This window comes from Pseudomonas sp. SF2 (assembly GCF_036858055.1).
Classification (GTDB): Bacteria; Pseudomonadota; Gammaproteobacteria; order Pseudomonadales; family Pseudomonadaceae; genus Aquipseudomonas.
On the sequence record NZ_JAMBDI010000020.1, the window covers coordinates 117700 to 142571 of the forward strand.

The 24872-nt window shown below is 65.7% G+C and carries 20 protein-coding genes; 15 read left to right on the plus strand and 5 right to left on the minus strand.

The genetic code is table 11. The annotated features are described in order from the left end of the window. Positions 1 to 74: 74 nt before the first annotated feature. Entirely contained in the window at positions 75 to 2075 is a 2001-nt protein-coding gene (locus M2S36_RS13375; RefSeq protein ID WP_333957264.1) for a peptidase U32 family protein, read from the minus strand. A 271-nt stretch (positions 2076 to 2346) separates the two neighbouring features. Beyond that, on the minus strand, positions 2347 to 2727 hold the full coding sequence (locus tag M2S36_RS13380; RefSeq protein ID WP_015270613.1) for a RidA family protein: 381 nt from the start codon (positions 2725 to 2727) through the stop codon (positions 2347 to 2349). A 136-nt stretch (positions 2728 to 2863) separates the two neighbouring features. Between M2S36_RS13380 and M2S36_RS13385 the strand changes: the two genes are divergently transcribed. Further along, complete coding sequence (locus M2S36_RS13385; protein WP_207833317.1) at positions 2864 to 3556, plus strand: tRNA (adenine(22)-N(1))-methyltransferase; 693 nt, start codon at positions 2864 to 2866, stop codon at positions 3554 to 3556. A 1-nt stretch (position 3557) separates the two neighbouring features. Here M2S36_RS13385 and M2S36_RS13390 read toward each other — a convergent pair whose 3' ends face one another. Further along, a complete protein-coding gene (locus M2S36_RS13390) occupies positions 3558 to 3821 on the minus strand; it encodes a DUF2790 domain-containing protein (protein ID WP_233687646.1) in 264 nt (87 codons plus the stop codon). Positions 3822 to 3946: 125 nt separating this feature from the next. Here M2S36_RS13390 and M2S36_RS13395 point away from each other — a divergent pair, with 125 nt between their 5' ends. Continuing rightward, positions 3947 to 4879 (plus strand): LysR family transcriptional regulator, encoded by a 933-nt coding sequence (locus M2S36_RS13395; RefSeq protein WP_207833321.1) that lies wholly within the window; start codon positions 3947 to 3949, stop codon positions 4877 to 4879. Positions 4880 to 5041: 162 nt separating this feature from the next. Here M2S36_RS13395 and M2S36_RS13400 read toward each other — a convergent pair whose 3' ends face one another. Beyond that, the gene (locus tag M2S36_RS13400; protein WP_207833323.1) at positions 5042 to 6193 is read right to left on the minus strand and encodes an acyl-CoA dehydrogenase family protein; all 1152 of its coding nucleotides are present in this window, start codon (positions 6191 to 6193) and stop codon (positions 5042 to 5044) included. A 16-nt stretch (positions 6194 to 6209) separates the two neighbouring features. After that, complete coding sequence (locus M2S36_RS13405; RefSeq protein ID WP_207833325.1) at positions 6210 to 7280, minus strand: enoyl-CoA hydratase/isomerase family protein; 1071 nt, start codon at positions 7278 to 7280, stop codon at positions 6210 to 6212. A 304-nt stretch (positions 7281 to 7584) separates the two neighbouring features. Between M2S36_RS13405 and mdcA the strand changes: the two genes are divergently transcribed. From mdcA to M2S36_RS13470, 13 genes are all read left to right on the plus strand, one after another. After that, positions 7585 to 9246, plus strand: coding sequence for a malonate decarboxylase subunit alpha (gene mdcA, locus M2S36_RS13410; RefSeq protein WP_207833326.1), 1662 nt, complete (start codon positions 7585 to 7587; stop codon positions 9244 to 9246). Beyond that, the gene (locus M2S36_RS13415; RefSeq protein WP_333957265.1) at positions 9246 to 10190 is read left to right on the plus strand and encodes a triphosphoribosyl-dephospho-CoA synthase; all 945 of its coding nucleotides are present in this window, start codon (positions 9246 to 9248) and stop codon (positions 10188 to 10190) included. The genes mdcA and M2S36_RS13415 overlap by 1 nt, the downstream gene beginning before the upstream one ends. A 1-nt stretch (position 10191) precedes the next feature. Continuing rightward, positions 10192 to 10491, plus strand: a complete 300-nt coding sequence (locus M2S36_RS13420) for a malonate decarboxylase subunit delta (protein WP_207833328.1) — start codon at positions 10192 to 10194, stop codon at positions 10489 to 10491. Beyond that, positions 10484 to 11332, plus strand: coding sequence for a biotin-independent malonate decarboxylase subunit beta (locus M2S36_RS13425; RefSeq protein ID WP_333957266.1), 849 nt, complete (start codon positions 10484 to 10486; stop codon positions 11330 to 11332). The genes M2S36_RS13420 and M2S36_RS13425 overlap by 8 nt, the downstream gene beginning before the upstream one ends. Further along, positions 11329 to 12120, plus strand: a complete 792-nt coding sequence (gene mdcE, locus M2S36_RS13430) for a biotin-independent malonate decarboxylase subunit gamma (protein WP_333957267.1) — start codon at positions 11329 to 11331, stop codon at positions 12118 to 12120. Before M2S36_RS13425 ends, mdcE begins: the two co-directional genes overlap by 4 nt. 1 nt (position 12121) lies before the next feature. After that, positions 12122 to 12736: a malonate decarboxylase holo-ACP synthase gene (locus M2S36_RS13435; RefSeq protein WP_207833334.1), complete on the plus strand. Its 615-nt coding sequence runs from the start codon at positions 12122 to 12124 to the stop codon at positions 12734 to 12736. Continuing rightward, on the plus strand, positions 12733 to 13653 hold the full coding sequence (gene mdcH, locus M2S36_RS13440) for a malonate decarboxylase subunit epsilon (RefSeq protein WP_233687648.1): 921 nt from the start codon (positions 12733 to 12735) through the stop codon (positions 13651 to 13653). Before M2S36_RS13435 ends, mdcH begins: the two co-directional genes overlap by 4 nt. A gap of 201 nt (positions 13654 to 13854) precedes the next feature. Beyond that, the gene (gene madL, locus M2S36_RS13445) at positions 13855 to 14277 is read left to right on the plus strand and encodes a malonate transporter subunit MadL (protein ID WP_207833338.1); all 423 of its coding nucleotides are present in this window, start codon (positions 13855 to 13857) and stop codon (positions 14275 to 14277) included. A 2-nt stretch (positions 14278 to 14279) separates the two neighbouring features. Beyond that, positions 14280 to 15044, plus strand: a complete 765-nt coding sequence (madM, locus tag M2S36_RS13450; RefSeq protein WP_024087229.1) for a malonate transporter subunit MadM — start codon at positions 14280 to 14282, stop codon at positions 15042 to 15044. A 565-nt stretch (positions 15045 to 15609) separates the two neighbouring features. Beyond that, entirely contained in the window at positions 15610 to 21456 is a 5847-nt protein-coding gene (gene mnxG / locus M2S36_RS13455; RefSeq protein WP_233687649.1) for a manganese-oxidizing multicopper oxidase MnxG, read from the plus strand. A gap of 18 nt (positions 21457 to 21474) precedes the next feature. Further along, positions 21475 to 23451, plus strand: a complete 1977-nt coding sequence (locus M2S36_RS13460; RefSeq protein ID WP_207833344.1) for a YncE family protein — start codon at positions 21475 to 21477, stop codon at positions 23449 to 23451. After that, positions 23448 to 24104: an SCO family protein gene (locus M2S36_RS13465; protein ID WP_207833346.1), complete on the plus strand. Its 657-nt coding sequence runs from the start codon at positions 23448 to 23450 to the stop codon at positions 24102 to 24104. Before M2S36_RS13460 ends, M2S36_RS13465 begins: the two co-directional genes overlap by 4 nt. Then, a complete protein-coding gene (locus tag M2S36_RS13470) occupies positions 24101 to 24766 on the plus strand; it encodes an SCO family protein (RefSeq protein ID WP_207833348.1) in 666 nt (221 codons plus the stop codon). Before M2S36_RS13465 ends, M2S36_RS13470 begins: the two co-directional genes overlap by 4 nt. The last annotated feature ends 106 nt before the right edge of the window (positions 24767 to 24872 follow it).

A 24872-nucleotide genomic window follows, 5' to 3' on the forward strand; every position in this document is an offset into this window, starting at 1 on the left:
AACCCGCTCCCACAGGTACGCGCAGTTCCTGTGGGAGCGGGCATACCCGCGAAGAGGCCCCTACAGGCTACCGATCAATGCGGCCCGCGGGGAATGGTCTTCAGCAGGTCTTCCGGGCTGATGTGCCCCACCACCTGGGCCACCGCGCTGCCCGGGGTCGGCAGGTCGATGATGTGGCTTTTCATCTTGCCGATCACATGCATTTCGCACGGTTTGCAGTCGAACTTCAGGGTCAGCACTTCATCACCCTGGATCAGCTGCATCGGCGCCACCTTGGTGCGCACGCCGGTCACGCCCTTGGCTTGCTTGGGGCACAGGTTGAAGGAAAAGCGCAGGCAATGCTTGGTGATCATCACCGGCACTTCGCCGTGCTCTTCATGGGCCTCGTAGGCCGCGTCGATCAGCTGCACGCCGTGGCGGTGGTAGAAGTCGCGGGCCTTCTGGTTGTAGACGTTGGCCAGGAACGACAGGTGCGACTCGGGGTATACCGGCGGTGGGGTGGTCTCGGCCTTGCGCCCGCCACGCGGGTGCGCCTGCACCCGTGCTTCAGTCAGCGCCTCGATGGCTTCGCGGCGCAGGGCCTTGAGCTGCGAGTTGGGGATGAAGTACGCCTGCGGAGCGTCCAGCTCGATGCTGTCGGCGTGGTACATGGTGGTACCCAGCTGGCCGAGCAGGTCGTGCAGCTGGTCCAGCGCCTGCTGCGGCTTGTTGGCCGGGCCGAACGGGCCGTCCAGTGCCACTTGCGCGCTCACGCCTTCCTCGCTGGTGACAGTCAGCCCCAGGCGTTGCTCGCGCAGTACCGCGTGCCATTGCACGCCGACGCGGCGTTCGGCCGAGGTGCGTTGCAGGGCCTGCTGCCAGTTGTGGTCGAGGTTGCGTGACAACGGGTGGTTGGGCCGCAGCTTGTGCAAGCCTTCGGGCATTTCGTTGGGCTCGACGCGGTAGCGGTAGCGCTTCTCGCCGTCTTCCTCGAACTCGCCACGCGGTTCGGCGATGTTGGCACGGAAGCCCACCACTTCACGCTTGACCAGCACATTGAGGCCGTCGCCGTTGGTCAGTGGCACCTCGGTGACGACTTGAATGTCGCGCTTGCCGACCTTTTCCACCACGCCCACCGGCAGGCCGGTGAAGGTTGGCGAGTCGAAGGCACCGATGTCGACCTTGCGGTCGGTGACGAAGTAGTCGGTGCTGCCGCGGTGGAACGTCTTGTCCGGGTCGGGCACGAAAAAGTGCTCGGTGCGGCCGCTGGAGGCGCGGGCCAGCTCCGGGCGGCCTTCGAGGATGGCGTCGAGTTCCTTGCGGTAATGGGCGGTGATGTTCTTCACGTAGCCCACGTCCTTGTAGCGGCCTTCGATCTTGAACGAGCGCACGCCGGCATCGACCAGGTCAGCCAGGTTGGCGGTCTGGTTGTTGTCCTTCATCGACAGCAGGTGCTTCTCGAACGCGACCACGCGGCCTTGGTCATCCTTCAGGGTGTAGGGCAGGCGGCAGGCTTGCGAGCAGTCGCCACGGTTGGCGCTGCGGCCGGTCTGCGCATGGGAGATGTTGCACTGGCCGGAGAAGGCCACGCACAGCGCACCGTGGATGAAGAACTCGATGGCGGCGTCGGTTTCGGCGGCGATTGCGCGGATTTGCTGCAGGTTCAGCTCACGGGCCAGTACCAGCTGGGAGAAGCCGGCCTGGTCGAGGAACTTGGCTCGCGCCAGTGTGCGGATGTCGGTCTGGGTGCTGGCGTGCAGCTCGATCGGCGGGATGTCCAGTTCCATCACCCCCAGGTCCTGCACGATCAGCGCATCGACACCGGCGTCGTACAACTGGTGGATGAGCTTGCGCGCAGGCTCCAGTTCGTTGTCGTGGAGGATGGTGTTGATGGTGGTGAACACGCGTGCATGGTAGCGATGGGCGAACTTGACCAGCTCGGCGATATCGCTGACTTCGTTGCAGGCGTTATGGCGCGCGCCGAAGCTCGGGCCACCGATGTAGATGGCGTCTGCGCCGTGCAGGATCGCTTCACGGGCGATGGTCACGTCACGGGCAGGGCTGAGCAGTTCCAGGTGATTCTTTGGAAGGGACATGTCGTTATAGGTTCGGGCTGTCACGGTTTAGGCGGGCATTGTAGCGACGAAACGGGCTGGCGGCATCATCGGGGTGCCGAGAGGTGCAGGATGCAGGAATATTGTGGGGCACGGGCAACGGTGGGAGCGGCCTTGCGTCGCGAAAAGGGGGGCGTAGCGCCCCCAGGGGCTTGGATCCACCGCAAGATCATTGGGGCCGCTTTGCGGCCCTTTCGCGACACAAGGCCGCTCCCACAGGCCGCTCCCATCAGGTTGGACCTGACAGGGTGAATCAGCGCTTGGCGGCCATTGCCGTGACTTCCACGCGCATGCCTTCGAATGCCAGTGCAGCCACACCCACGGCGGCGCGTACCGGCCAGGGCTTGCTGAAGAAGCGCTGGTACACCTCGTTGAACGCAGCGCGGTCAGCCATGTCGGTCAGGTAGATGGTCAGGTGCAGCACGCGGTCCATGCCGCTGCCGGCCTTCTCCAGCGCCACTTTCAGCGCCTGCAGGGTGCACTCGCTCTGCTCGACGATGCCGCCCAGCTCCAGGCTGCCATCAGCGTGGGTCGGGATCTGCGTGGTGACCAGCACGCCGTTGTATTCGGCGACGTCGGAGGAAATCGACTCGGCGTCCGGGTCCGGGGTGTAGATGATGTCTGCTTGTGCCATGGTGTGTTTTGCCTTGCTACGGAAGGAAAGCGGCAAGCCTACGCGAGCGCGCCGGCCCGGTCGAGGGCGCCCCGGTGTTTGAAATGCGCGGCGTTCGCCGTCAGAATCGCGGCCGATTGCAAAGCAGGGGTTTACGTTGAACGAACAGACATTGTCCAGGCGCCTGGAGCGCGTGGCGGCACAAGTACCGCAAGGCGCGCGCCTGGCCGACATCGGCTCGGACCATGGCTACCTGCCGGTGGCCCTGATGCTGCGCGGGGTGCTGGAAGCGGCGGTCGCGGGTGAGGTGGCGCAGACGCCGTTCGCCTCGGCCCAGCGCAACGTGCGCAGGAATGGCCTGGAAGGCCGAATCGGCGTGCGCCTGGCCGACGGCCTGGCAGCGGTCGAGCCGGAAGATCGCATCTCGGTGATCAGCATCTGCGGCATGGGGGGCGACACCATGTGCGAGATCCTCGAGGCCGGCAAACAGCGCCTGGCGGGTGTCACGCGCCTGGTGCTGCAACCCAATGGCGCTGAGCGCGAACTGCGCCAGTGGCTGATGGGCAATGGTTACCGGATCGTCAGCGAAGAACTGCTGCGGGAAAACCGCTTCGACTACGAGATCATCGTCGCCGAGCCGGGCGGGGCGGTGTATACCGCTGAACAGCTGTACTTCGGCCCGGTGTTGTTGCAGGAGAAAAGCGAGGCGTTTCTGGTCAAGTGGCGGCGCATGCTGCGGCAGAAGCAGCAGACCCTGGCCAACTTCGAGCGGGCCCGCGATGCGGTGCCTCAGGCGAAAATCGATGACTTCAGGCAACAGGTCGGCTGGATCACCGAGGCGCTGGCCTGACTCACTGCTGCGAGCAGTTGCCCATTTCCCGGTAGTCGACTTCGCGCTTCTGGCCCTGGTGGTCGACATACACCATGTGCGCGGTGCCAACCTGGCAGTCGGCAGCGTTGCTGGCCGGGGTGATGGAGATGACTTTGGCAATGTCCAGCGGCATGCCGTATTCGTAGTTGCCGCTGCTGACCGGTTGATTGCTGCTGGCGTCGGCCAAGGCACCGAACGAGGCGAGGGTAGCGGCAACGGCAAGGACAGCGATCGAACGTTTCATGGCAGGCTCCTTTTTTCAATGTATGGCTAATGATCCATTCATTGGTCATCCACAATAAATGGTCTAACCCGTGATAGATTCCTGCCTGTAACGCAAGAATAAGACCGAACAAGGAGCACACCTTCATGGACATGCTGCATGCCATGCGTACCTTCGCCCGTGTGGTGGAATGTGGCAGCTTTGCTGCGGCCGCCAATGCCCTGGACATTTCTGCGGCGCAGGTTTCGCGCATCGTTGCCGAGCTGGAAAACCAGCTGCAGACCCGCCTGCTGCACCGCACCACGCGGCGTTTGCGCATGAGCGAGGCGGGCGAGCGGTTTCTCGAGCGCTCGCGGCAGATCATGCTGCTGACCGAAGAAGCGGTGGGCGAAGCCCGTGGTGCGCACCTCACGCCCCGCGGCCGCCTGCGTTTGCATTGCCCGCACGGGCTGGGCCTGTTGCTGATGCCGCTGGTGGCCGGCTACAACGCATTGTGCCCGGAAGTGGTGATCGAGCTGACCCTGTCCCAGCGCAACCCCGACCCGCTGGCCGAAGGGCACGATGTGGTGATTACCGTTGACGGGGCGTTACCGGACTCGCAGTTGATCGCCGTGCCGCTGGGCAACATATTCAGCATCCCCTGCGCGGCGCCGAGCTACCTGGTGGCCCATGGGGTGCCCGAGCGCCCCGAGGACCTGCACCAGCACCGTTGCCTGCGCATGGCTTATCCGGTGTACGAAGGTGACTGGGTGTTCCCGCAAGGTGTGGACCAGTGTGTGATCGCGCCGAACGACAGTTTCTCCACCAACGTCGCCGACGCCATGCTGGTGGCCAGCGAGCTGGGCATGGGCATTGGCCTGCTGCCGTTCTACACCGCCAGCCAGGCGATCGAGCAGGGGCGGTTGTGCCGGTTGCTGGCACCGTATCGCCTGCGTGAAAGCGCGCTGTATGCGATCTACCCGTCACGGCATTACCTGGATGCCAAGGTGCGCACCTGGATCGACTACCTCAAGGAACAACTGCCGGCGCTGTTCGAGGGGCATGCCAAGGTGGTGGATGATTCGCGCTATTGGCGATAGCCGAGTGTGGGGCGGTTAACGCTGGCCCTTGTAGGAGCGGCCTTGTGTCGCGAAAGGGCCGCAACGCGGCCCCAGCAATTTTTGCATCTGCGCTAGAATCCTGGGGCTGCTGCGCAGCCCTTTCACGACACAAGGCCGCTCCTGCAGGGATTGCGCAAGGCTTTAAAGCGGATAGTGCTTCAACTCCCGCGCAATCAGCATCCGCTGGATCTCGCTAGACCCTTCATAGATCTGCGTGATCCGCGCATCGCGGTAATAGCGCTCCACCGGGTAATCCTCCAGGTAGCCATAGCCGCCATGCACCTGGATCGCCATCGAGCACACCCGCTCGGCCATTTCCGAGGCGAACAGCTTGGCCTGCGAGGCCTCCGACAGGCACGGCTTGCCGGCGCTGCGCAGGCGCGCGGCATGCAGGATCAGCAACCGCGCGGCATTCACCTGCACCTGCATGTCGGCCAGCAGGTTGGCGATGCTCTGGTGCTCGTTGATCGGCTTGCCGAACTGCACCCGATCGCGCGAGTAGGCCAACGCCGCCTCGAACGCGGCGCGAGCAATGCCCAGCGCCTGGGCCGCAATGCCGATACGGCCGCCTTCGAGGTTGGACAGGGCGATGGCCAGGCCTTTGCCACGCTCACCGAGGATGTTGGCGGCGGGGATGCGGCAGTTGTCGAAGGTGACCGCGCAAGTGTCGGAGGCGCGGATGCCCATCTTGTGTTCGCTGCGATCAACCTTGAAGCCCGGGTTGTCGGTGGGTACCAGGAACGCCGACAGGCCCTTTTTGCCCAGCTCCGGGTCGGTCACTGCGAAGACGATCGCCAATCCGGCGCGGCGCGCGTTGCTGACGAACTGCTTGGCGCCGTTGATCACCCACTGGCCATCCACCAGTTCGGCGCGGGTGCGCAGGTTGTGTGCCTCGGAACCGGCCTGTGGCTCGGTCAGGCAGAAGCAGCCGATCACCTCGCCGGTGGCCAGGCGTGGCAGCCACTGCTGTTGCTGTTCGGCCGTGCCGTAGGCCAGCAGCGGGCCACAGCCCACCGAGTTGTGGATGCTCATCATCGCCCCGGTGGCGCCGCAGCCGGCGGCGATCTCTTCTACCGCCAGGGCGTAGGCGACGTAGTCGGTGTAGCTGCCGCCGAAGTCTTCCGGCACTACCATGCCCAGCAGGCCCAGTTCGCCCATCTTGCGCACCACGCCATCGTCGATCCAGCCGGCCTTTTCCCAGGCCTGGGCATGCGGGGCGATCTCGCCACGGGCAAAGTCCCGGGCCATGTCGCGGATCATGATCTGTTCTTCGTTCAGTTCCAGGTCTTGCATCTGTGTACTCCCGGGCTCACAGGCCTTCGAAGAATTGGTCGACCCGCTGGCGTTGCAGTGCGGCCAGGGTCGGCGGGTTCCAGCGTGGCTGCTTGTCCTTGTCGATGATCAGCGCGCGTACGCCTTCGATGATGTCGCCGTGCTGGAACCACTGGCGGTCCAGGTGCAGTTCCATGGCAAAGCACTCGTCAAGGCCCAGCTGGCGACCACGGCGCAGCATCTCCAGAGTAACCGCCATGGCCAATGGCGAGCGGCTTTCCAGCTGATCGGCGGTGGCCACGGCCCAGGCGTGGCTGTCGCCAATGCTCACTGCACGCAGTTGCTCGACGATGGCAGGCACGTCGGGCAGGGCGAAGAAGTGGTCGATGACCGGGCGCAGTTTTTCCAGCGGCGCATCGTCGAGCACCTGGGTGCCGAGCCTGGCCAGCAGGCTCTGCAGGTCCTTGAGTGGGTGGTCGCCAAAGCGCAGCTTGTCCAGCCCCTGGTCGAGGGCTGCCAGCTGGTCGCTGGCCAGGTACCAGTCGGCCAGGCCACAGTACAGCGCATCGGCAGCCTGGATCTGGGTGCCGCTGACGCCCAGATAGATGCCCAGCTCGCCGGGGACGCGCGACAGGAAGTAGCTGCCGCCCACATCCGGGAAGTAGCCGATTCCTACTTCGGGCATGCCCAGACGACTGCGTTCGGTGACCACGCGCAAGTCGCAGCCCTGGGCCAGGCCCATGCCGCCACCGAGGGTGAAACCGTCCATCAGCACCAGCACGGGCTTGTGGTAGCGGTGGATGGCCAGGTCGAGGGCGTATTCCTCGACGAAGAAGGTTTCATGCAGCGTATCGCCGGCCTTGAAGCTGTCGTGCAGCGAGCGGATATCGCCACCGGCGCAGAAGCCCTTGGGGCCCTCGCCACGCAGTACCACGGCGCGCACTTGCGGGTCTTCGGCCCACAGGTCGAGGTGCTGGCGCAGGCTGCGGACCATATCCAGGGTCAGGGCATTGAGGCCGGCGGGACGGTTCAGGGTCAGGTGGCCAATCTGGTTGCGGACCTCGGCCAGCACATGGTCGGTTGCCGAGGTATGAGCGTGCGCAGTCATTGCGTTCTCCCTGCTTTGTTATTGATTTTCCAAGTGAAGTCTGGAGTTCGCTGGAGGATCGCAGGATCCTGTCATGCGAATTTGCCTTGCACAATCGACAAATCTGCAGGGGGATTCTGCATTTTTGCCTTGGGCGGCGATATCGCCACTCTAGCAAGGTTTCAGGTTGGCAGGGCTGGCCCTATCGCCCTTGTACATCAGCTAGATCGTTAACCTGGTCGTAACGATCCGCGACTGAGCTTGATTGATAGCCCAACCCCCCAGCCCTAAGGTGACCCCACGACAGCGAACCCGTGGAGTCACCATGACAACAACCAAGAATCCACCGCCGCAATGGTCCCGGCGGCGCGCCGAAAAGCTGCGTCGCCTTGACCGGGTCCGCCACCTCGCCGACGGCGTGGTGCTGCCCACCGAGCGTATCGTCGAAGCCCTGGAACTGCTGCTCGCTCCTGGCGACCGGGTAGTGCTCGAAGGCAACAACCAGAAGCAGGCAGATTTCCTCTCGCGCGCGCTGGCCAGGGTCGACCCGGGGCGCCTGCACGACCTGCACATGATCATGCCCAGCGTCAGCCGCGCCGAGCACCTGGACCTGTTCGAACGTGGCATTGCCCGCAAGCTCGACTTCTCCTTCGCCGGCCCGCAAAGCCTGCGCATTGGCCAACTGCTGGAAGACGGCCTGCTCGAGGTCGGTGCCATCCACACCTATATCGAGCTGTACTCGCGGCTGCTGGTCGACCTGATCCCCAACGTCACTCTGGTGGCTGGCTTCATGGCCGACCGCGATGGCAACCTGTTCACCGGCCCCAGCACCGAAGACACCCCGGCACTGGTGGAGCCGGCCGCGTTCAGCGACGGTATCGTCATCGCTCAGGTCAACCAGTTGGTGGACCGCGTGGATGACCTGCCCAGGGTCGATATCCCGGCGTCCTGGGTCGATTTCGTGGTGGTTGCCGACCAGCCTTTCTATATAGAGCCGCTGTTCACCCGCGACCCGCGTCATATCAAGCCGGTGCACGTGCTGATGGCGATGATGGCCATTCGCGGGATCTACGAAAAGCACCAGGTGCAGTCGCTGAATCATGGTATTGGCTTCAACACCGCTGCCATCGAGCTGATCCTGCCTACCTATGGCGAGTCCCTGGGCCTGAAGGGCAAGATCTGCCGCAACTGGACACTCAACCCACACCCGACCCTGATCCCGGCCATCGAGACCGGCTGGGTGGAAAGCGTGCACTGCTTCGGCACCGAACTGGGCATGGAGGACTACATCGCCCAGCGCCCGGACGTGTTCTTCACTGGCCGTGATGGCTCGCTGCGTTCCAACCGCATGATGTGCCAGCTGGCCGGGCAGTACGCCGTCGACCTGTTCATTGGCGCCACCCTGCAGGTAGATGGCGATGGCCATTCCTCGACCGTGACCCGCGGCCGTCTGGCCGGCTTCGGCGGAGCACCGAACATGGGCCACGACCCGCGTGGCCGACGCCACGCGACCCCGGCCTGGCTCGACATGACCGTGCCGGAAACAATGCTCGAACGCGGTCGCAAGCTGGTGGTACAGATGGTCGAGACCTACCAGGAAGGCGGCAAGCCCACCTTCGTGGAAACGCTCGATGCCGTGGACGTGGCAAAGAAAGCCGGCATGCCGCTGGCCCCAGTGATGATCTATGGCGACGACGTCACCCACCTGCTGACCGAGGAGGGCGTTGCCTACCTGTACAAGGCCCGCAACCTTGCAGAGCGCCAGCAGATGATCGCCGCCGTGGCCGGGGTTACCGCCATCGGCCTGCGGCACGACCCCAAGGACACCTTGCGCCTGCGTCAGCAAGGCCTGGTCGCCTTGCCCGAAGACCTCGGCATCCGCCGCACCGATGCCAGCCGCGAACTGCTGGCTGCGCGCAGCATCGCTGACCTGGTCGAATGGTCCGGCGGCCTCTACAACCCGCCTGCACGGTTCAGGAGCTGGTGATGAAAGCACTCGACTTGCAACCGCATGGGCTTCTTCGCAAGCACAGGAATAGTGACGCATTTGAACATCGCACGATCCTTGTGGGAGCGGGTTTACCCGCGAAGAGGCCTGCACAGGCAACCGAATTACCCCTGGCCGACCACCTGGCCGACCTGGCCGTGGAAGCCCTGATCGACGAAGCCGACCTGTCCCCAAAGCCCGGCCTGGTCGACCGCCGTGGCAACGGCGCCCACCGCGACATGACCCTGGCCCTGATGCACGCCTCGGCCCTGGCCCTGTGGCCATGCCTGCGCAACATGGCCGAAGCCGCCAAGGCCATCGGCACCATCGGCCAGCCCCTGCGCGCCACCCTGGGCCAGCTCGGCCGCGAAGGCGAGGCGGCGATGCTGTCCGCCACCGGCGGGGTCAACACCCATCGCGGCGCAATCTGGGCCCTCGGCCTGCTGGTAGCATCCAAGGCCCTCGACACCCAGGCCGATACCAACACCCTGGCTGCCCGTGCCGGTCGCATCGCACTGTTCGACGACCCCGCCATGACCAGCCAAGACAGCCATGGCCTGCAGGTACGCCGCCGCTATGGCACTGGCGGCGCCCGCGAGCAGGCGCAACAAGGCTTCCCCGCCGTCATCGGTCACGGCCTGCCGCAACTGCAGCGCAGCCGCGCCGCCGGTGCCAGCGAGCTGAACGCCCGGCTCGACGCGCTGCTGGCGATCATGGCCGTGCTCAGCGACACCTGCGTGCTCTGGCGCAGCGGCCCGACCGGGTTGGCTGCCGTCCAGCAAGGCGCGCGTGCCGTGCTCACCGAAGGCGGCAGCGCCACACTGGCCGGGCGCCGGCAACTGCGTCGGCTGGACCAGCACCTGCTGCACCTGAATGCCTCACCGGGCGGCGCCGCCGATCTGCTGGCCGCCTGCCTGTTCCTCGACAAAGCCGGGAGCCTGTGACATGGAAACCCTGACCTTTAATTTCCCCGCCGCCGAACCGGGGCGCGGCCGCACGCTGGTGGGTTGTGTCAGCTCCGGCGACCTTGAAGTGCTGATCGAACCCGGCAGCGCCGGCAACCTGCAAATACAGGTAGTGACCTCGGTCAACGGCAGCGCTGCACGCTGGGCGCAGCTGTTCCAGCGCCTGTTCGAGGGCCGCACCTGGCCGGCGGTGAACATCGACATCCATGATTTCGGCGCCACCCCAGGCGTGGTGCGTCTGCGCCTGGAGCAAGGCTTCGAGGAGATTGCTCATGACTGACACCGAACGCTTGCTGCGTAGCCGCAGCTTTGTCGAACTGGGCGCCCGTCAGCGCGCCCGCGCCGTGCTCGACCCGGGTAGCTTCCGTGAACTGCTTGGCCCGTTCGACCGGCTGATGTCGCCGTGGCTGCCGCGCCAGGGCATCGTGCCCCAGGCCGATGATGGCGTGGTCATCGCCAAGGGCCTGCTGAATGGGCGCAACGCTGTGGTTGCTGCCATCGAGGGCGGCTTCCAGGGGGGCAGCATGGGCGAGGTGGGCGGTGCCAAGATCGCCGGCGCGCTGGAGCTGGCCATTGAAGACAACCGCAACGGCATCCCCACCTGCGCCGTATTACTGCTGGAAACCGGTGGTGTACGCCTGCAGGAGGCCAACCTGGGCCTGGCGGCGATTGCCGAAATCCAGGCGGCGATTGTCGAACTGCGGGCCTGGCAGCCGGTGGTCGGCCTGGTTGCAGGTTCGGTCGGTTGTTTCGGCGGCATGTCCATCGCCGCCGGCCTGTGCAGCCACTTGCTGGTCACCCGCGAAGCGCGCCTGGGCCTTAATGGCCCGCAGGTGATCGAACAGGAAGCGGGCATTGGTGAATACGATGCCAAGGACCGCCCCTTTATCTGGAGCCTGACCGGTGGCGAGCAGCGGCACGCCAGCGGGCTGGTCGATGCCTATGTGGCTGACGACATCCAGGCTTTGCGCGAACGCTTGCTGCAACTGCTCGACGAACCTTCAAGGGACCGTGCCAGTCAACACGCCTGGTTCCTCGAACGCCTGGCCCGGCTGGGCGATGGTTGCCCGCAACTGGATGCCGCTGCCGTGCGCGACCTTTACCAAGGAGAAGCCAAATGAACCGTGCCTTGAACTGGCTGCCGGGCCTGGCCGGCGGGCAAGCCTTGCCGGGTTATCCCGCGTCGTTGCGGGTAATCGATGGCGAACTGGACAACCGCCTGGCGCGCTTCATCGCCGTGGTCCCGGATGCTGGCAACCCGTTCCCCCGTGCGCGCTCGGGCGAAGTCGGCCTGCTGGAGGGCTGGGGCCTGGCCAAGGCCGTGAGCGAAGCGGTCGAGGCTGACCGCCAGGGGCAGAAGCGGGCGATCGTCGCGGTGATCGACGTACCCAGCCAGGCCTATGGCCGCCGCGAGGAGGCGTTGGGCATTCATCAGGCGCTGGCCGCTGCGGTGCAGGCCTATGCCCAGGCGCGGCTGGCCGGGCACCCGGTGATCGGCCTGCTGGTCGGCAAGGCCATGTCTGGTGCCTTCCTGGCCCACGGCTACCAGGCCCAGCGTCTGATCGCCCTGGACGATGCCGGGGTCATGGTGCACGCCATGGGCAAGGCGGCAGCGGCGCGCATCACCTTGCGCAGCGTCGAGCAGCTGGAGGCCTTGGCCGCCGAGGTGCCGCCGATGGCCTACGACCTGGCCAGCTACGCCTCGCTGGGCCTGCTGTGGCGCCGCCTTAAGGTGGACAATGCCGAGACGCCGAGCAGCTCCGACATCGCCCAGGTACGTGCCTGCCTGGCTGAGGCGGTGCGCGACATCGGCAGCTCGAGCGATCTGTCGTCGCGGCTGGCCGGCGAAAACCGCAGTGCCTCGCGCCACGTGCGCGAACAGCTGCGCCGTCAATGGCAGGGCGCTTGAGATGAACGCGCCAAGGCCGCACGACCTGCTCTGGGGGATGCCTGTGTCGGGCTTGCCTGCCGATGCGCCGCAGTGGGCGCAGGACGTGTTGGTCAGCGGTCAGCCGGTAGTGGTACGCCGTGCCGTCTGTGAGGGCGGTTGGGTAGCTGTCGGGTTGCGTGGTCAGAGCCGGGCGCAGCGCCTGGGTGCGTTGATGTGCCTGGCCGATATCCAGCGTCAGCAAGGCCCCGAAACGCTGCACTGGCTAGCCGAAAGCCCTTGGCCTGCGTTGCAGGCCCTGGCCTCGGTCGCGCCGGTACTGGATGCCAGTGGCCTGGCCTGGGGGCCGACAGGCGGGGTGGGGTACCAGATCGCCACGGGTATGGAGGTGGTGCACGCCGAGAGCGACCTGGACTTGCTGCTGCGTACGCCGCAACCGCTGGCCCGGGCGCGGGCACGTGAGCTGCTGGATATCCTCGATTGCGCACCTTGTCGTATCGATCTGCAGCTGGAGACCCCGGCGGGTGCTGTTGCCCTGCGTGAGTGGGCCGGTTTCGCCCGTCGCGTGCTGCTCAAGTCGGCCCATGGCCCACGCCTGATCAGTGACCCTTGGGCAGCGATGGAGCGTGCCGCATGAGCAGCCTGTTCGCCTTCCCCGGCCAGGGCGCCCAGCAGGTGGGCATGCTGCAGCGCCTGCCGGAGGGGGCCGGGCAGCTGCTGGAAGAGGCCAGTGACACCCTCGGCCAGCAGGCCCAGGCGCTGGACAGCCAGCAGGCCCTGCAGACCACCCGTGCCGTGCAGCTGTGCCTGCTGCTGGCTGGCGTGGCCTGGGCGCGCTGGCTGATGCAGCGCAGCCCCGCGCCGGATTACGTGGCTGGCCTGTCGATCGGTGCCTATCCGGCAGCCGTTACGGCGGGCGCCCTGGCATTTGCCGATGCCGTGCGCCTGGTTGCCCTGCGTGGCGAGCTGATGCAGCGCGCCTATCCGCAAGGCTACGGCATGACCGCGCTCAGTGGCCTGGACCTGGCCAGCGTGGAGCGTTTGCTGAGCGATGTGGGCGGCGAGGTGTATGTCGCCAACCTCAACAGCGAGAACCAGATCGTCATCGCCGGTAGCGATAGCGCGATGGCCGCGGTTGCCACCAGAGCACGGCGCCTGGGCCAAGGTACGGCCCGGCGCCTGGCGGTCAGCGTGCCGTCGCATTGCCCGTTGCTGGATGGTCCGGCGGCCGAACTGGCCAGTGCCTTCGCCACGGTCGAGCTGCAGCGACCGCGTATCACCTACCTGAGCGGCAGCAGCGCACGGCCGGTATTCGACCCGCAGCGTCTGCGTGACGACCTGGCCGGCAACATGGCGCGGATGGTCGACTGGCGTGCCACGTTGCGCAACGCCTACGAGCGTGGCGTGCGCCTGCACCTGGAACTGCCGCCCGGCAACGTGCTCAGCGGGCTGGCCCGGCCGGTGTTCGAGCAGGGCAGGGTGGTAGCTGTTGAAGGCACCCGTTGGGACAGCCTGGATGCGCTGCTGCGCCAGGAGGTGGCCAACGATCGATGACGGCAACACCGCGGCGGATGGCACGGGCTGCGCCCGTGTTCGCGGGTAAACCCGCTCCCACAGGAATCAAACAGGGCTCAAGGTATTTGCAGTACCTGTGGGAGCGGGTTTACCCGCGAAGAAGCCAGCGCGGTGCTTGCAGGTTTACTGATGGCGAAGAACAACAACAAGCAACTTCGACACTACCTGAGGACAACAACAATGATCATCTATGGTGTGGCACTGCTGGCGGTCTGTACGCTTGCCGGCGTCATCGTCGGCGACTTCCTGGGCGTGCTGCTGGGCGTCAAATCCAATGTGGGCGGGGTCGGCATCGCCATGATCCTGCTGATTTGCGCACGCCTTTACATGCACCGCAACGGCGGCATGAGCAAGGAATGCGAGTTCGGCGTGGGCTTCTGGGGCGCCATGTATATCCCGGTGGTGGTGGCCATGGCCGCCCAGCAGAACGTGGTCACTGCCCTGCACGGTGGCCCGGTAGCACTGCTGGCGGCGATAGGTGCGGTACTGGTGTGCGGTGCGACCATTGCCCTGATCAGCCGCAGCCACCGCGGCGAACCCCTGCCGGCGCTGGAAGCCGGCCCCGAAACCAAGGTGCAGGCTGCCCCTGCAGGAGGGCGTTGATCATGTGGCCGATCATTGACAATGCCCTGGAACATAACGGTTTGATCACTGCCTTCGCGGTGGTGGGCGCGATCATGTGGTTGTCGGTGGTGCTGTCGAAGTACCTGACCTTCGGCCGCGTGCACGGCTCGGCCATCGCCATCGTCATCGGCCTGGTGCTGGCCTGGGTCGGTGGCACCATAACCGGTGGCCAGAAAGGCCTGGCCGACATGGCGCTGTTCTCCGGCATCGGCCTGATGGGTGGGGCCATGCTGCGCGACTTCGCCATTGTCGCCACGGCCTTCGAGGTGCAGGCCACCGAGGCGCGCAGGGCCGGGATGATCGGCGCGGTGGCGCTGCTGCTCGGCACGGTGCTGCCGTTCATTGTCGGCGCAGCGGTGGCCTATGCCTTCGGTTACCGTGATGCGGTGAGCATGACCACCATCGGTGCGGGTGCGGTGACCTATATCGTCGGGCCGGTGACCGGGGCGGCGCTGGGGGCCAGCTCGGACGTGATGGCGCTGTCGATTGCCACCGGGCTGATCAAGGCGATCCTGGTGATGGTGTTCACCCCGGTATCGGCGCGCCTGCTGGCGCTGGACAACCCACGTTCGGCGATGGTGTTCGGCGGGTTGGCGGGGACGGTATCGGGGGTGACGGCCGGGCTGGCGGCGACCGACCGGCGCCTGGTGCCGTACGGGGCGCTGACAGCCACCTTCCATACCGGGTTGGGCTGCCTGATGGGGCCGTCGATCCTGTACTTCTGCGTACGTGCCCTGGTCGGTTGACGGTAAACGCAAACCTGGAAGCCAGCGCAGATCCCTGTGGGAGCTGGCTTGCCGGCGATGAGGCTGGTACAGGTAGCGACTTGTTGTTTGTGAGGTGCAGGGTGGGGGATTGGGTTAGGGCCGCCATGGGCTCGCCACCACATTGTCGGTGCCTGTGAGATCGAGCGCCGCCCGCGCGGCGCATCGCGAGCGAAGCTCGCTCCTACATCTGTTTCCGGCCAGTAACGCCTGCACCAGCGCGCGCGACCGCCTTGTTTGTTTCACACGATATCGAGGTGGACGCCAAAGGGTCGCGCACCTCTGCCTCAGGAATAATTGGCCCGAAATAGATGTAGGAGCGAGCTTCGCTCGCGATGCGCCGCGCGGGCGGCGCTCGATCTCACTGGCACTGAAAATCTTGTGACGAACACCTGCAAGCCGCCCCCCGATTCGGGGAAAACCGCTGGGGGATCCTCCCCAATCAGTTTCGTTTGCAACTGCAACCAATTGTAAATAAAAGAAATTCTCGCCTGGCATACACCTTGCTCCAGCTCCACGCAGAGATCCTGTGTCCCGGAGGTGCGGCATGTCTACGCCACTCAAAGGCCCCATCCTGTCATCACTCGTTCTGGCTTTGCTCGGCTGGCAGTCGACCAGCGAAGCGGCCGTGCAGTGCCAGCGCACCTTGGTCGCCAACGTGGTGGCGCTGGACCAGCCCCTGATGTTCAACCGCCTTGGCGCGCAAAACGCCAATGGCATGATGTTCGCCCTGCGCGAGGATGTGGTGGACGACAAGAGGGTCCCCCTCAGCATCGGCGGGGCGGCGGTACCGGGCAAGGTCACCCTGCGCCCGGACAAGCGCCCTCGGCCCATCGTGCTGCGGGTAGCCGCCGGTGACTGCCTGACGGTCAACCTGACCAACCTGCTCGACTACCAGGCCAACCCCAACAAGCACGGCATCGAGGCGCAAGAGCCTGAGGGCGAAGAGGAGGGGCCGGAGCTCGAAAATGAAGCCGCTGAAGGCTTCGTCGCCGACGAACAGGTGGCCGAGCGCATGGTCGGCTTCCAGGTCAACGGCATGCAGGCGGTCAACAGCATCGCCGACATTTCTGCCTACACCGGGCGCAACGGCAACTTCTTCGTCAGCCCCGGCAGCACCCGCAGCTACACCCTGTACGCCGAACGCGAAGGCGCCTTCGCCGCCACCAGCAAGGCCGCCACCTTCGGCGGCGAGGGCACTGCGGGGAACGTTGCCAACGGCCTGTTCGGCCAGGTAGTGGTGGTGCCCAAGCTCGGTCGCACCTACCGCAATACCCTTACCGAAGAAGAAATGCGCCTGGCCACCACCGGCCGCACCGCCACCGGCCAGCCGGTGATCGACTACGAAGCCCGCTACCCGCAAATGCAGCCCTGGATCGCCGAAGGCAAGGCCGGCAAACCGATCATTGCCATGGTCGACGGCAACGAAATCATCAACAGCGAAACCGATGCCATCGTCATGGGCCCCAACCCGGATGGCAGCTTCCCCAAATCCACTTACCCGCTGGAAAGCCTGGGCAAGCGCAACCCGGCGCTGCCCAACCGCCTGGAGGCGTTCCGTGACTTCGCCTCGCAATTCGCCGACGAGGTCGCTGGCACCCAGGCGTTCCCTGGCTACTGGGCCGACCCGGTGATGGGCCATGTGCTGGAACCCACCCGCGACTCGTTCATGATCAACTACGGTTCCGGTGGCATGGGCGCCGAAGTGGTGGCCAACCGCCTGGGCGTGGGACCGATGCACGACTGCCTGTCGTGCGCCTATGAGGAGTTCTTCCTCAGTGCGCACACTGTCGGCGACGTCGGTACCCTGGTGGACGTGCCGGCCAACGTCGGCCTGGAGCACATCCGCCCTGGCGAGGTGCCGCCGGCCAGTGCCGTCGGGGTCAAGGCCAGCATGGCCCTGTATCCGGCCGAACCTGCCAACGTGCACCACAGCTACATTGGTGACTTCACCAAGTTCCGCAACACGCACAACGGCCATGAGCAGCACATCTTCCACCTGCATGGCCACCAGTGGCTGTTCAACCCCAATGACGACAATTCCGACTACATCGATGCCCAGGGCATCGGCGCGGGGGTTGGCTACACCTACGAAATCGCCAACGGCGGTTCGGGCAACCGCAACCGGGTGGCGGGCGATGCCATTTACCATTGCCACTTCTACCCGCACTTCGCCCAGGGCATGTGGGCCATGTGGCGGGTGCACGACGTGTTCGAGGAAGGCACCCGCCTGGAGGTGAGCGGGCAGGGCGAGAATGGCTTCCACAGCACCCCGTTCGCCCTGCGCAGTGGCAAGCCGGCGGTTGGCGCCCGGGCCTTGCCCGATGGCGAGATCGTTGCCGGCACGCCGATCCCGGCCATCGTGCCGCTTCCCGGCAAGGCCATGGCGCCGATGCCAGGCAAGGTGGTGGTGGTACCGAAGCTGTCCGAAGCGCTGGTTGCCGCCAATGATGACGACGAGCCTGATGAAGACGAGGATGAAGAGCCAGCCAACCAGGTGCCGGTACGCAAGGCCATCGGCTCGCTGGCGCTGGTCGATCGCAGCGACGCCAACCGCAACGCCGACGGTACCCTGAAGAACCCTGGCTACCCGTTCTGGATCGGCGGTATGGAAAGCAGCGTGGGCAACCGTCCACCCACCCCACCACTGGACATGCTCGACCCGGCCATGGCGCGCCAGCTCAAGGAAAGCGGCAAGGCACTCTGGGCCAACCTCGACCCGAACCAGGTCGATGGCTGGGACGGTGGCCTGGGGCGCCACGCGCTGGACGGTGTATCCGCCGGCGGCGAAGCCGAAACCACCACCACCAAGCTCGATTTCACCAAGGTGGTACACAAGGCCAAGCCGATCTACCTGCCCGAAGAGGGCACCGATGTCGAGCAGGCGGCCATGCAGTTCCACGCCCTGGCCGAACACCCCAGTTTTGCCCTGATCCCGGGCAGCGAGCCGGTGGCCAAGGCGTTCCGCACCAACGGCGCCTTGCCGACTGCCGGCGCGCCGTTCTACGAACCGTGCATGGATGACCGGGGCAAACGCCTGACCCAGTCCTCCGGGGTAGGCGAGTTCTTCAGCGGCGAGAGCCTGTCGGGCCTGAACTTCCGTGGCTCCTCGGCCTTCACCGCCGACCGCCCACGCATCTACAAGGGCGCCAACATCCAGTTCGATGCGGTGTACAACAAGGTCGGCTACCACTTCCCGCAAGCCCGTATCATCGCCTTGTGGGAAGACGCCTGGCCGGTGATCACCAAGCAGCGCCCGCCAGAGCCGCTGGTGATGCGCATGAACACCTTCGACTGCACCATGTACCAGCACACCAACCTGATCCCGAACATCTATGAGATGGACGACTACCAGGTGCGCACCCCGACCGACGTGATCGGCCAGCACATCCACCTGCCCAAGTGGGACCTGACCGCTGCCGACGGCTCGGCCAACGGCTGGAACTACGAAGACGGCATTCTCTCGCCCGGCAGCGTGGTCGAGCGGATACAGGCTATTCGTGCCTATAACGGCTGCACCCAGGGCGATAGCCGCGACGGCACCGCCGCTTGCCCGCAAGCCCGGCAGCACCCGTACTTCGGCCGCTTCGGCCGGGCCGACTGGCTGGGCGCACGCACGGCTATGCAGCGTTGGTTCGCCGACCCGCTGGTCAACGTGTACAACGTCGACCGCGGCCTGGGCACCATCTTCACCCATGACCATCTTGGCCCATCGACCCACCAGCAGCTTGGGCTGTATGCCACCGTGCTGGCCGAACCGGCCAACTCCACCTGGTATCACGCCGAAACCGGCGAGAAGCTGTACAACCCGGCCACGCGCCAGGACGGAGGCCCGACCTCGTGGCAGGCGGTGATCCAGACCGGCGACCACGATGGCGACGGCAAGAACGACAGCTACCGCGAGTTCTTCCTGGAATACAGCGACTTCCAGCACGCCTATGAAGCCGGTGTGTACGTCGGTGCCGGGCCGGACGGCATTCCCAATGCCCAGTCGTACCCGGCTACCGCCGACAGCTTCCGCTACGCCATCAACCCGCCGGTGCGCGGCAAGGCGTCGAACCTGCTGGAGGCCATCGTCGAGGAACGCGGCGGCATCAACCCAGGCTGCCCAAGCCGGCCCTGCCCGCAGGCAATCTCGGTGGATGACCCGGGCATGTTCGTCGTCAACTACCGCAACGAGCCCCTGGCCCTGCGTGTGTTCGACCCGAACAAGGTCGGCCCGGATGGCAAGCGTGGCATGCAGGCCGACGGCCTGGCCGGCGACCTCAGCCATGCCCTGCAAACCCGTACCGACCGCGCCATCCCGGCGCTGAACCTGGCGCCGTCGGCGATCACCTCGGCGGTCGGCCCCACCGGCGGCACCACGCTGTTCCCGCCGCACATCAACAAGGCCGGCAGCGAACCGGGCGACCCGTTTACCCCGATGCTGCGCACCTACTCCGGCGACAACGTGCGCTTGCGCATGCACGCCGGCGGCCATGAGGAGGAGCACAACGTCACCCTGCATGGCGTGAAGTGGCTGCAGAACGGCACCGGCTATGGCAACAGTTCCAACTCGGGCTGGAAGTCATCGCAGATGATCGGTATTTCCGAGCAACTGGGCTTCATGGCGCCGGTGTCGATGATCTCCAGCTCGGCAGCCACCAATGGTGACTACCTGTATTCGCTGGATGCGGCCCTGGAAGGCTACTGGAACGGCATCTGGGGCATCATGCGCAACTACACCACGCAGCGTGCCGACCTGTTCCCGCTGCCCAACAACCCACAGCCGGTGGCCATGCGCAACACCGTGAACTTCGATGGCATCTGCCCGAAAACCACGGCCAATCCCAATGGCATCGGCAGCCGCCCCACGGTCAAGCGCAGCTACGAGATCGTCGCGGCACTGGCCAACGACATCCTCGAGAATCGCAACGGGGTCAGCATCAACGACCCGGCCGGTGTCGGCCAGCATGTCGGCGGCCCGCTCAAGGCCAACGGCGGCACCCTGGTGTTCAACAGCCGCAAGACCACCATCCCGCTGGTCAGTGGGGTAGACCCCGAAGATGGGGAACCCTTCACCATCGGTGGCCACAGCGCGCCGCTGCACGACCCGACCGCAATCCTGTATGTGCGCAAGGCCGACCTGGACGTCACCACCGGCAAGCTCAAGGCGGGCGTGCCCGTGGAGCCGCTGGTGCTGCGCGCCAACGCCGGCGAGTGCATCAGCATCACCCTGGAAAACCGCCTGCCACTGGTAATGCCGGACCTGCCCAGCACTGCGGTGATGCACAACGTGGTCAAGCGCGACCGCTTCGACAGCGAGGGGGCCACTGCCTTCGCCAACAACCTGATGCGGCCGTCCAGCCACGTGGGCCTGCATGCGCAGCTGCTGGCCTACGACATCACCAAGTCCGACGGTGCCAACGTCGGCCTCAACCCGGTGCAGACCGTGGCCCCGCGTGCCGGTACCAGCGGCGCCTGGCCGACCCGCACCTACCAGTACTATGCGGGCCACCTGGAGCGTGAAGGCAAGCCGGTGTCGCAACTGGGCCGCACGGTGGACAACATCAACACCACGGCCATCGAGTTCGGCGGCCTCAACCTGACCCCGTCGGACTTCATCAAGCAGCCGCAGAAAGGCCTGGTGGGTGCCATGAGCATCTTGCCGCAGACCGCCACCTGGACCGAGGACACCGCTACCCGTGCCCAGGCCACGGTCAAGGTCACAGGCCAACCGGACTACCGCGACTTCGTCACGGTCTGGCAGCGTGCGCTGAACATGCGCTGGGCCGATGGCCGACCGGTGGAGGGCATCAATACCGAAGGCAACGGCGCCACCGGCGACCCGCAGGACAACGGCAACATGGCAGTCAACTACAAGACCGAACCCCTGTGGCTGCGCTTCGGCATGGCCCCCGACTCGCCATTCGGCCGCGCCGCTGGCCTGGGCTTTGGCGATGTGCCCAACGCCCATATGGCCTATGCCAACGCCCTGGTCGGTGGCGATCCGCAAACCCCGGTGCTGTACGCCAAACCTGGCCAGCCCGTGCGTAACCACATCGTGATGCCCAGTGGTGGCAGCCGCGGCATGGTCTACCAGCTGGATGGCCACGTCTGGCCACTGCACAACTACCAGGCCGAGAAGAATGACGTTGACGGCTACCCGCTGAGCCTGCCCGGCATCGGCTCGGTGCGCTTCGGCTACAACCCGATGGCCATGTTCATCGGTGCCCAGGAAAGCGTGCTGCCGGCGGCGCACTTCAGCTTCATGCTGCCGAGTGCCGGGGGCGCCAACGCGGTGACAGGTGACTACCTGTTCCGCGACTACGCCGCCTACGGCAACCTCTCGGGGCTGTGGGGGATCTTGCGGGTGACCAATGAAGCGCCACCGGCAACGGCCCCGGCGCAGTGACGGAAGGGGTGTGCGAGCATGAACAAGAAGACTCGCCCTGCTTACTTGGGGGTAGCACTGGGAGTTGCGCTGATCGGCCTGGGCGTGGCGTATGAAAACCTTTGGTGCGATCCGCGTGAGCTGTTGCAGGAGTCTGCCGACCCGCAGGCCTTGCACCGGCTCAGCCGGGACGGCGTGACCGTGGAGTTCGAGGCCCGGCCGCTGGCGGGGGGCGAGTTGCAGGAAGGCAGTTTCGCCAACATCCGTTTCAAGGTCAGCGACCAGGCCAGTGGCCAGCCGCTGTCGGGTATGGCCCCGGGGGCGTGGATCGACCCGACGCAGTCGGCCCCGGAGGGCGACCGCGACCAGAGCTGCAAGGCCCGTGTCGCGCTGTTCCTCAAAAGCAGCATCGGCGCCCGGCCGTTGCTCGACCTGAACAGCTACTTCCTGTTGATGATGAACAAGGACGCCAGCCTGACGGTAATCGACCCGACCGTATCGGTGGGGGGCGTGACCAGCACCCTGGCCCGCATCGACCTGCCTGGGCGGCCCATGGACTGGGTGGCCACCGGTGACGACAAACAGGTGTTCGTGTCCATCCCCGAGCGCGGCAAGGTCTCGGTGATCGACACCGAAACCTTCACCCGCGTGGCTGACCTGGACGCCGGTGACCAGCCGCTGCGCGTGGCCCTGCAGCCGGACCAGCACCGGTTGTGGGTGGGCAACAACAGCAGTGATCCGGCCAAGGGCGGCGTAACGGTGATCGATGTGCCGGGGCGCAACACCCTGAAAACCTTCAACACCGGCAGCGGGCACCACGAAATCGCCTTCAGCGCCGACTCGCGCTACGCCTATGTCAGTAACCGCGACAGCGGCACCCTGAGCGTCATCGACATCCCGGAAATGCGCCTGGTCAAAACCATCAAGGTTGGCCCGCACCCGCTGTCGGTCAGCTATTCGGCGCTGTCCCAGGCGGTGTACGTGGTCGATGGCGAGGAGGGCAGCGTGCGGGTGTTCGATGCCCGCAACCACCAGCTGCGCCACATGGTCCAGGCGGAGCAGGGCCTGGGGCCGATGCGCTTCAGCAGCGATGGCCGCTACGGCATCGTGCTCAACACCCTGGAGAACCAGGCCCTGGTGATCGACGCCAGTACCGACAAGCTGATCCACCATATCCCGGTAGCGGCCGAACCCTACCAGCTGACCTTCACCAAGGGCTATGCCTACGTGCGCGGCCTGGCTTCGCCGAAGGTGAGCATGATCAACCTGGCCAGCCTGGGCGAAGGGCGCTCACCGATCGTCCAGGGCTTCGAGGCCGGCCCGGCGGCGCCACGCCAGGCCGGTGACCTGCCGCTGGCCCAGGGGCTGTCGGTGTCGCGTGACGACAATTCGGTGTTCGTGGTCAACCCGGTGGACAACACCACCTACTTCTACGCCGAAGGCATGAACGCGCCGATGTCCGGCTACAACAACCGTGGCCACCAGGCCCGCGCCGCCATCGTCGTCGACCGCAGCCTGCGCGAGCTGGCGCCGGGCGTGTACGGCTCGACGGTGAAGATGCCCGCGGCCGGCAAGTTCGACGTGGCGTTTCTGCTCAACCAGCCGCAGATCATCCACTGCTTCAGCACCGACGTGGCCGAAGCGCCGAATGCCGGCAAGCGCAAGGGCGCGCACGCCGAGTTCATCGGCCTGGACCGGCCGTTGGCGCAGCACAGCTCGATTACCGCCCGGGTGCGCATTGTCGGCGACGACGGCCTGCCGCGCCTGGGCCTGAGCGACCTGAGCCTGCGCTACTTCCTGGCGCCTTCGTCGATGCCGCGCAACCTGCAGCTGGAGGAGGTGGGCGAGGGCATCTATCAAGCGGCCCTGACCCTGCCCGAAGCCGGCGCCTGGTACCTGCATGTGCAGTCGCCGTCGCTGGGGCGCAGGTTCGCCGAAGAAAACTACACCAGCCTGCGTGTCCTGCCGGCCACAACGTCCAACGCTTCCGAGACTGACGTGAGGAATCTGCGATGAACGCCAAGCATGCTTGCAAACTGTTGGCCCTGAGCCTGGCCTTTGCCAGCAACCTGGCCCTGGCCCATGGCGGCCACGACCACAACGGCCACGCCGAACAGCCGCCGGCGGCGCGCCAGGAAAAGGCCAGCGTGCGTTTTGCCGATGTATCGTTGCTGAACCAGGACGGCATGCCGGTACGCCTGGAAAAAGACCTGGTGGGCGACCACCTGGTGGTCATGGGCTTTATCTACACCAGTTGCACCACGGTGTGCCCGGTGGTGTCCTCGATCATGGGCAAGGTCCAGCAGCAACTGGGTGGCCGGGTAGGGCAAGAGATTCATCTGGTGTCGATCAGCGTCGACCCGCAGCGTGACGACGCCAAGCGCCTGCAAGACTACGCCAAGGCTTTCCAGAAGGGGCCGGGCTGGAGCTGGCTGACCGGCACGCCGTACGCCATCAGCGAAACCCTCAAGGGCCTGGGCAGCTTCAGCGCCGACCTCAGCCAGCACCCGCCGCTGATCCTGGTGGGTGACGGGCGCACCGGGCACTGGACGCGCTACTACGGGTTTACCGACCCGGCGGTGCTGATCGACGAAATCAACCGCCTGGGCGCCCGCCGGGTGCATGCCAAGAGCACGGCCATTGCCGACCATCACGAGGTGCAACCATGAGCCAGGTAAGCTCCCGCCGCGTCGGGATGCGCGGTTTTGACTGGCTGGTGCTGGGAGGCTGCCTGTGGATCCTCGCTTCGGTGGCGTTCGCCCATGAGGGCCATGCCCCGCAGGCGCCCGAACCGCAGCCGGCACCGCAGGCGATGACCAGTGGCGGCGGCACCCGCGATGCCCGGACCTGGTTCACCGACACTGTGGTGAAGGACCAGAACGGCCGCGAGCTGCGCTTCTACAGCGATGTGCTCAAGGACAAGGTGGTGATGCTCAACGTGATCTTCACCCACTGCACCGACGCCTGCCCGCTGATTACCCGCAAGTTGCGCGAAGTCCGTGAGGCCATGGGGCCACAGCTGGCCAGCCAGGTGACCTTCGTGTCGATCAGCAGCGACCCGCTCAACGACACCCCCGAGGTGCTCAAGGCGTTTGCCGAGAAGCAGGGCGTGGATGGGCCCAACTGGTTGTTCCTGACCGGCGACAAGGCCAATGTCGACCTGGTGCTTGGGCGCATTGGCCAGTTCCTGCCCAGCCCCGAGCAGCATTCCACACAGCTGATTGCCGGCGATGTGGCCGGCAAGCGCTGGAGCAAGATCCGCCCGGATGCACCGCCCGCGGCGATTGCCCAGCGCATGCAGTTGCTGGCCCTGCCTTTGGCAGACCGGTGAGTATCATGCGATCCCTGCGGCATTGGCCTCTGTGGCATCTGCCACTCTGGGAACTCCCTTTGTGGATGCGGTCTTTGTGGGAGCGGCCTTGCGTCGCGAAAGGAGC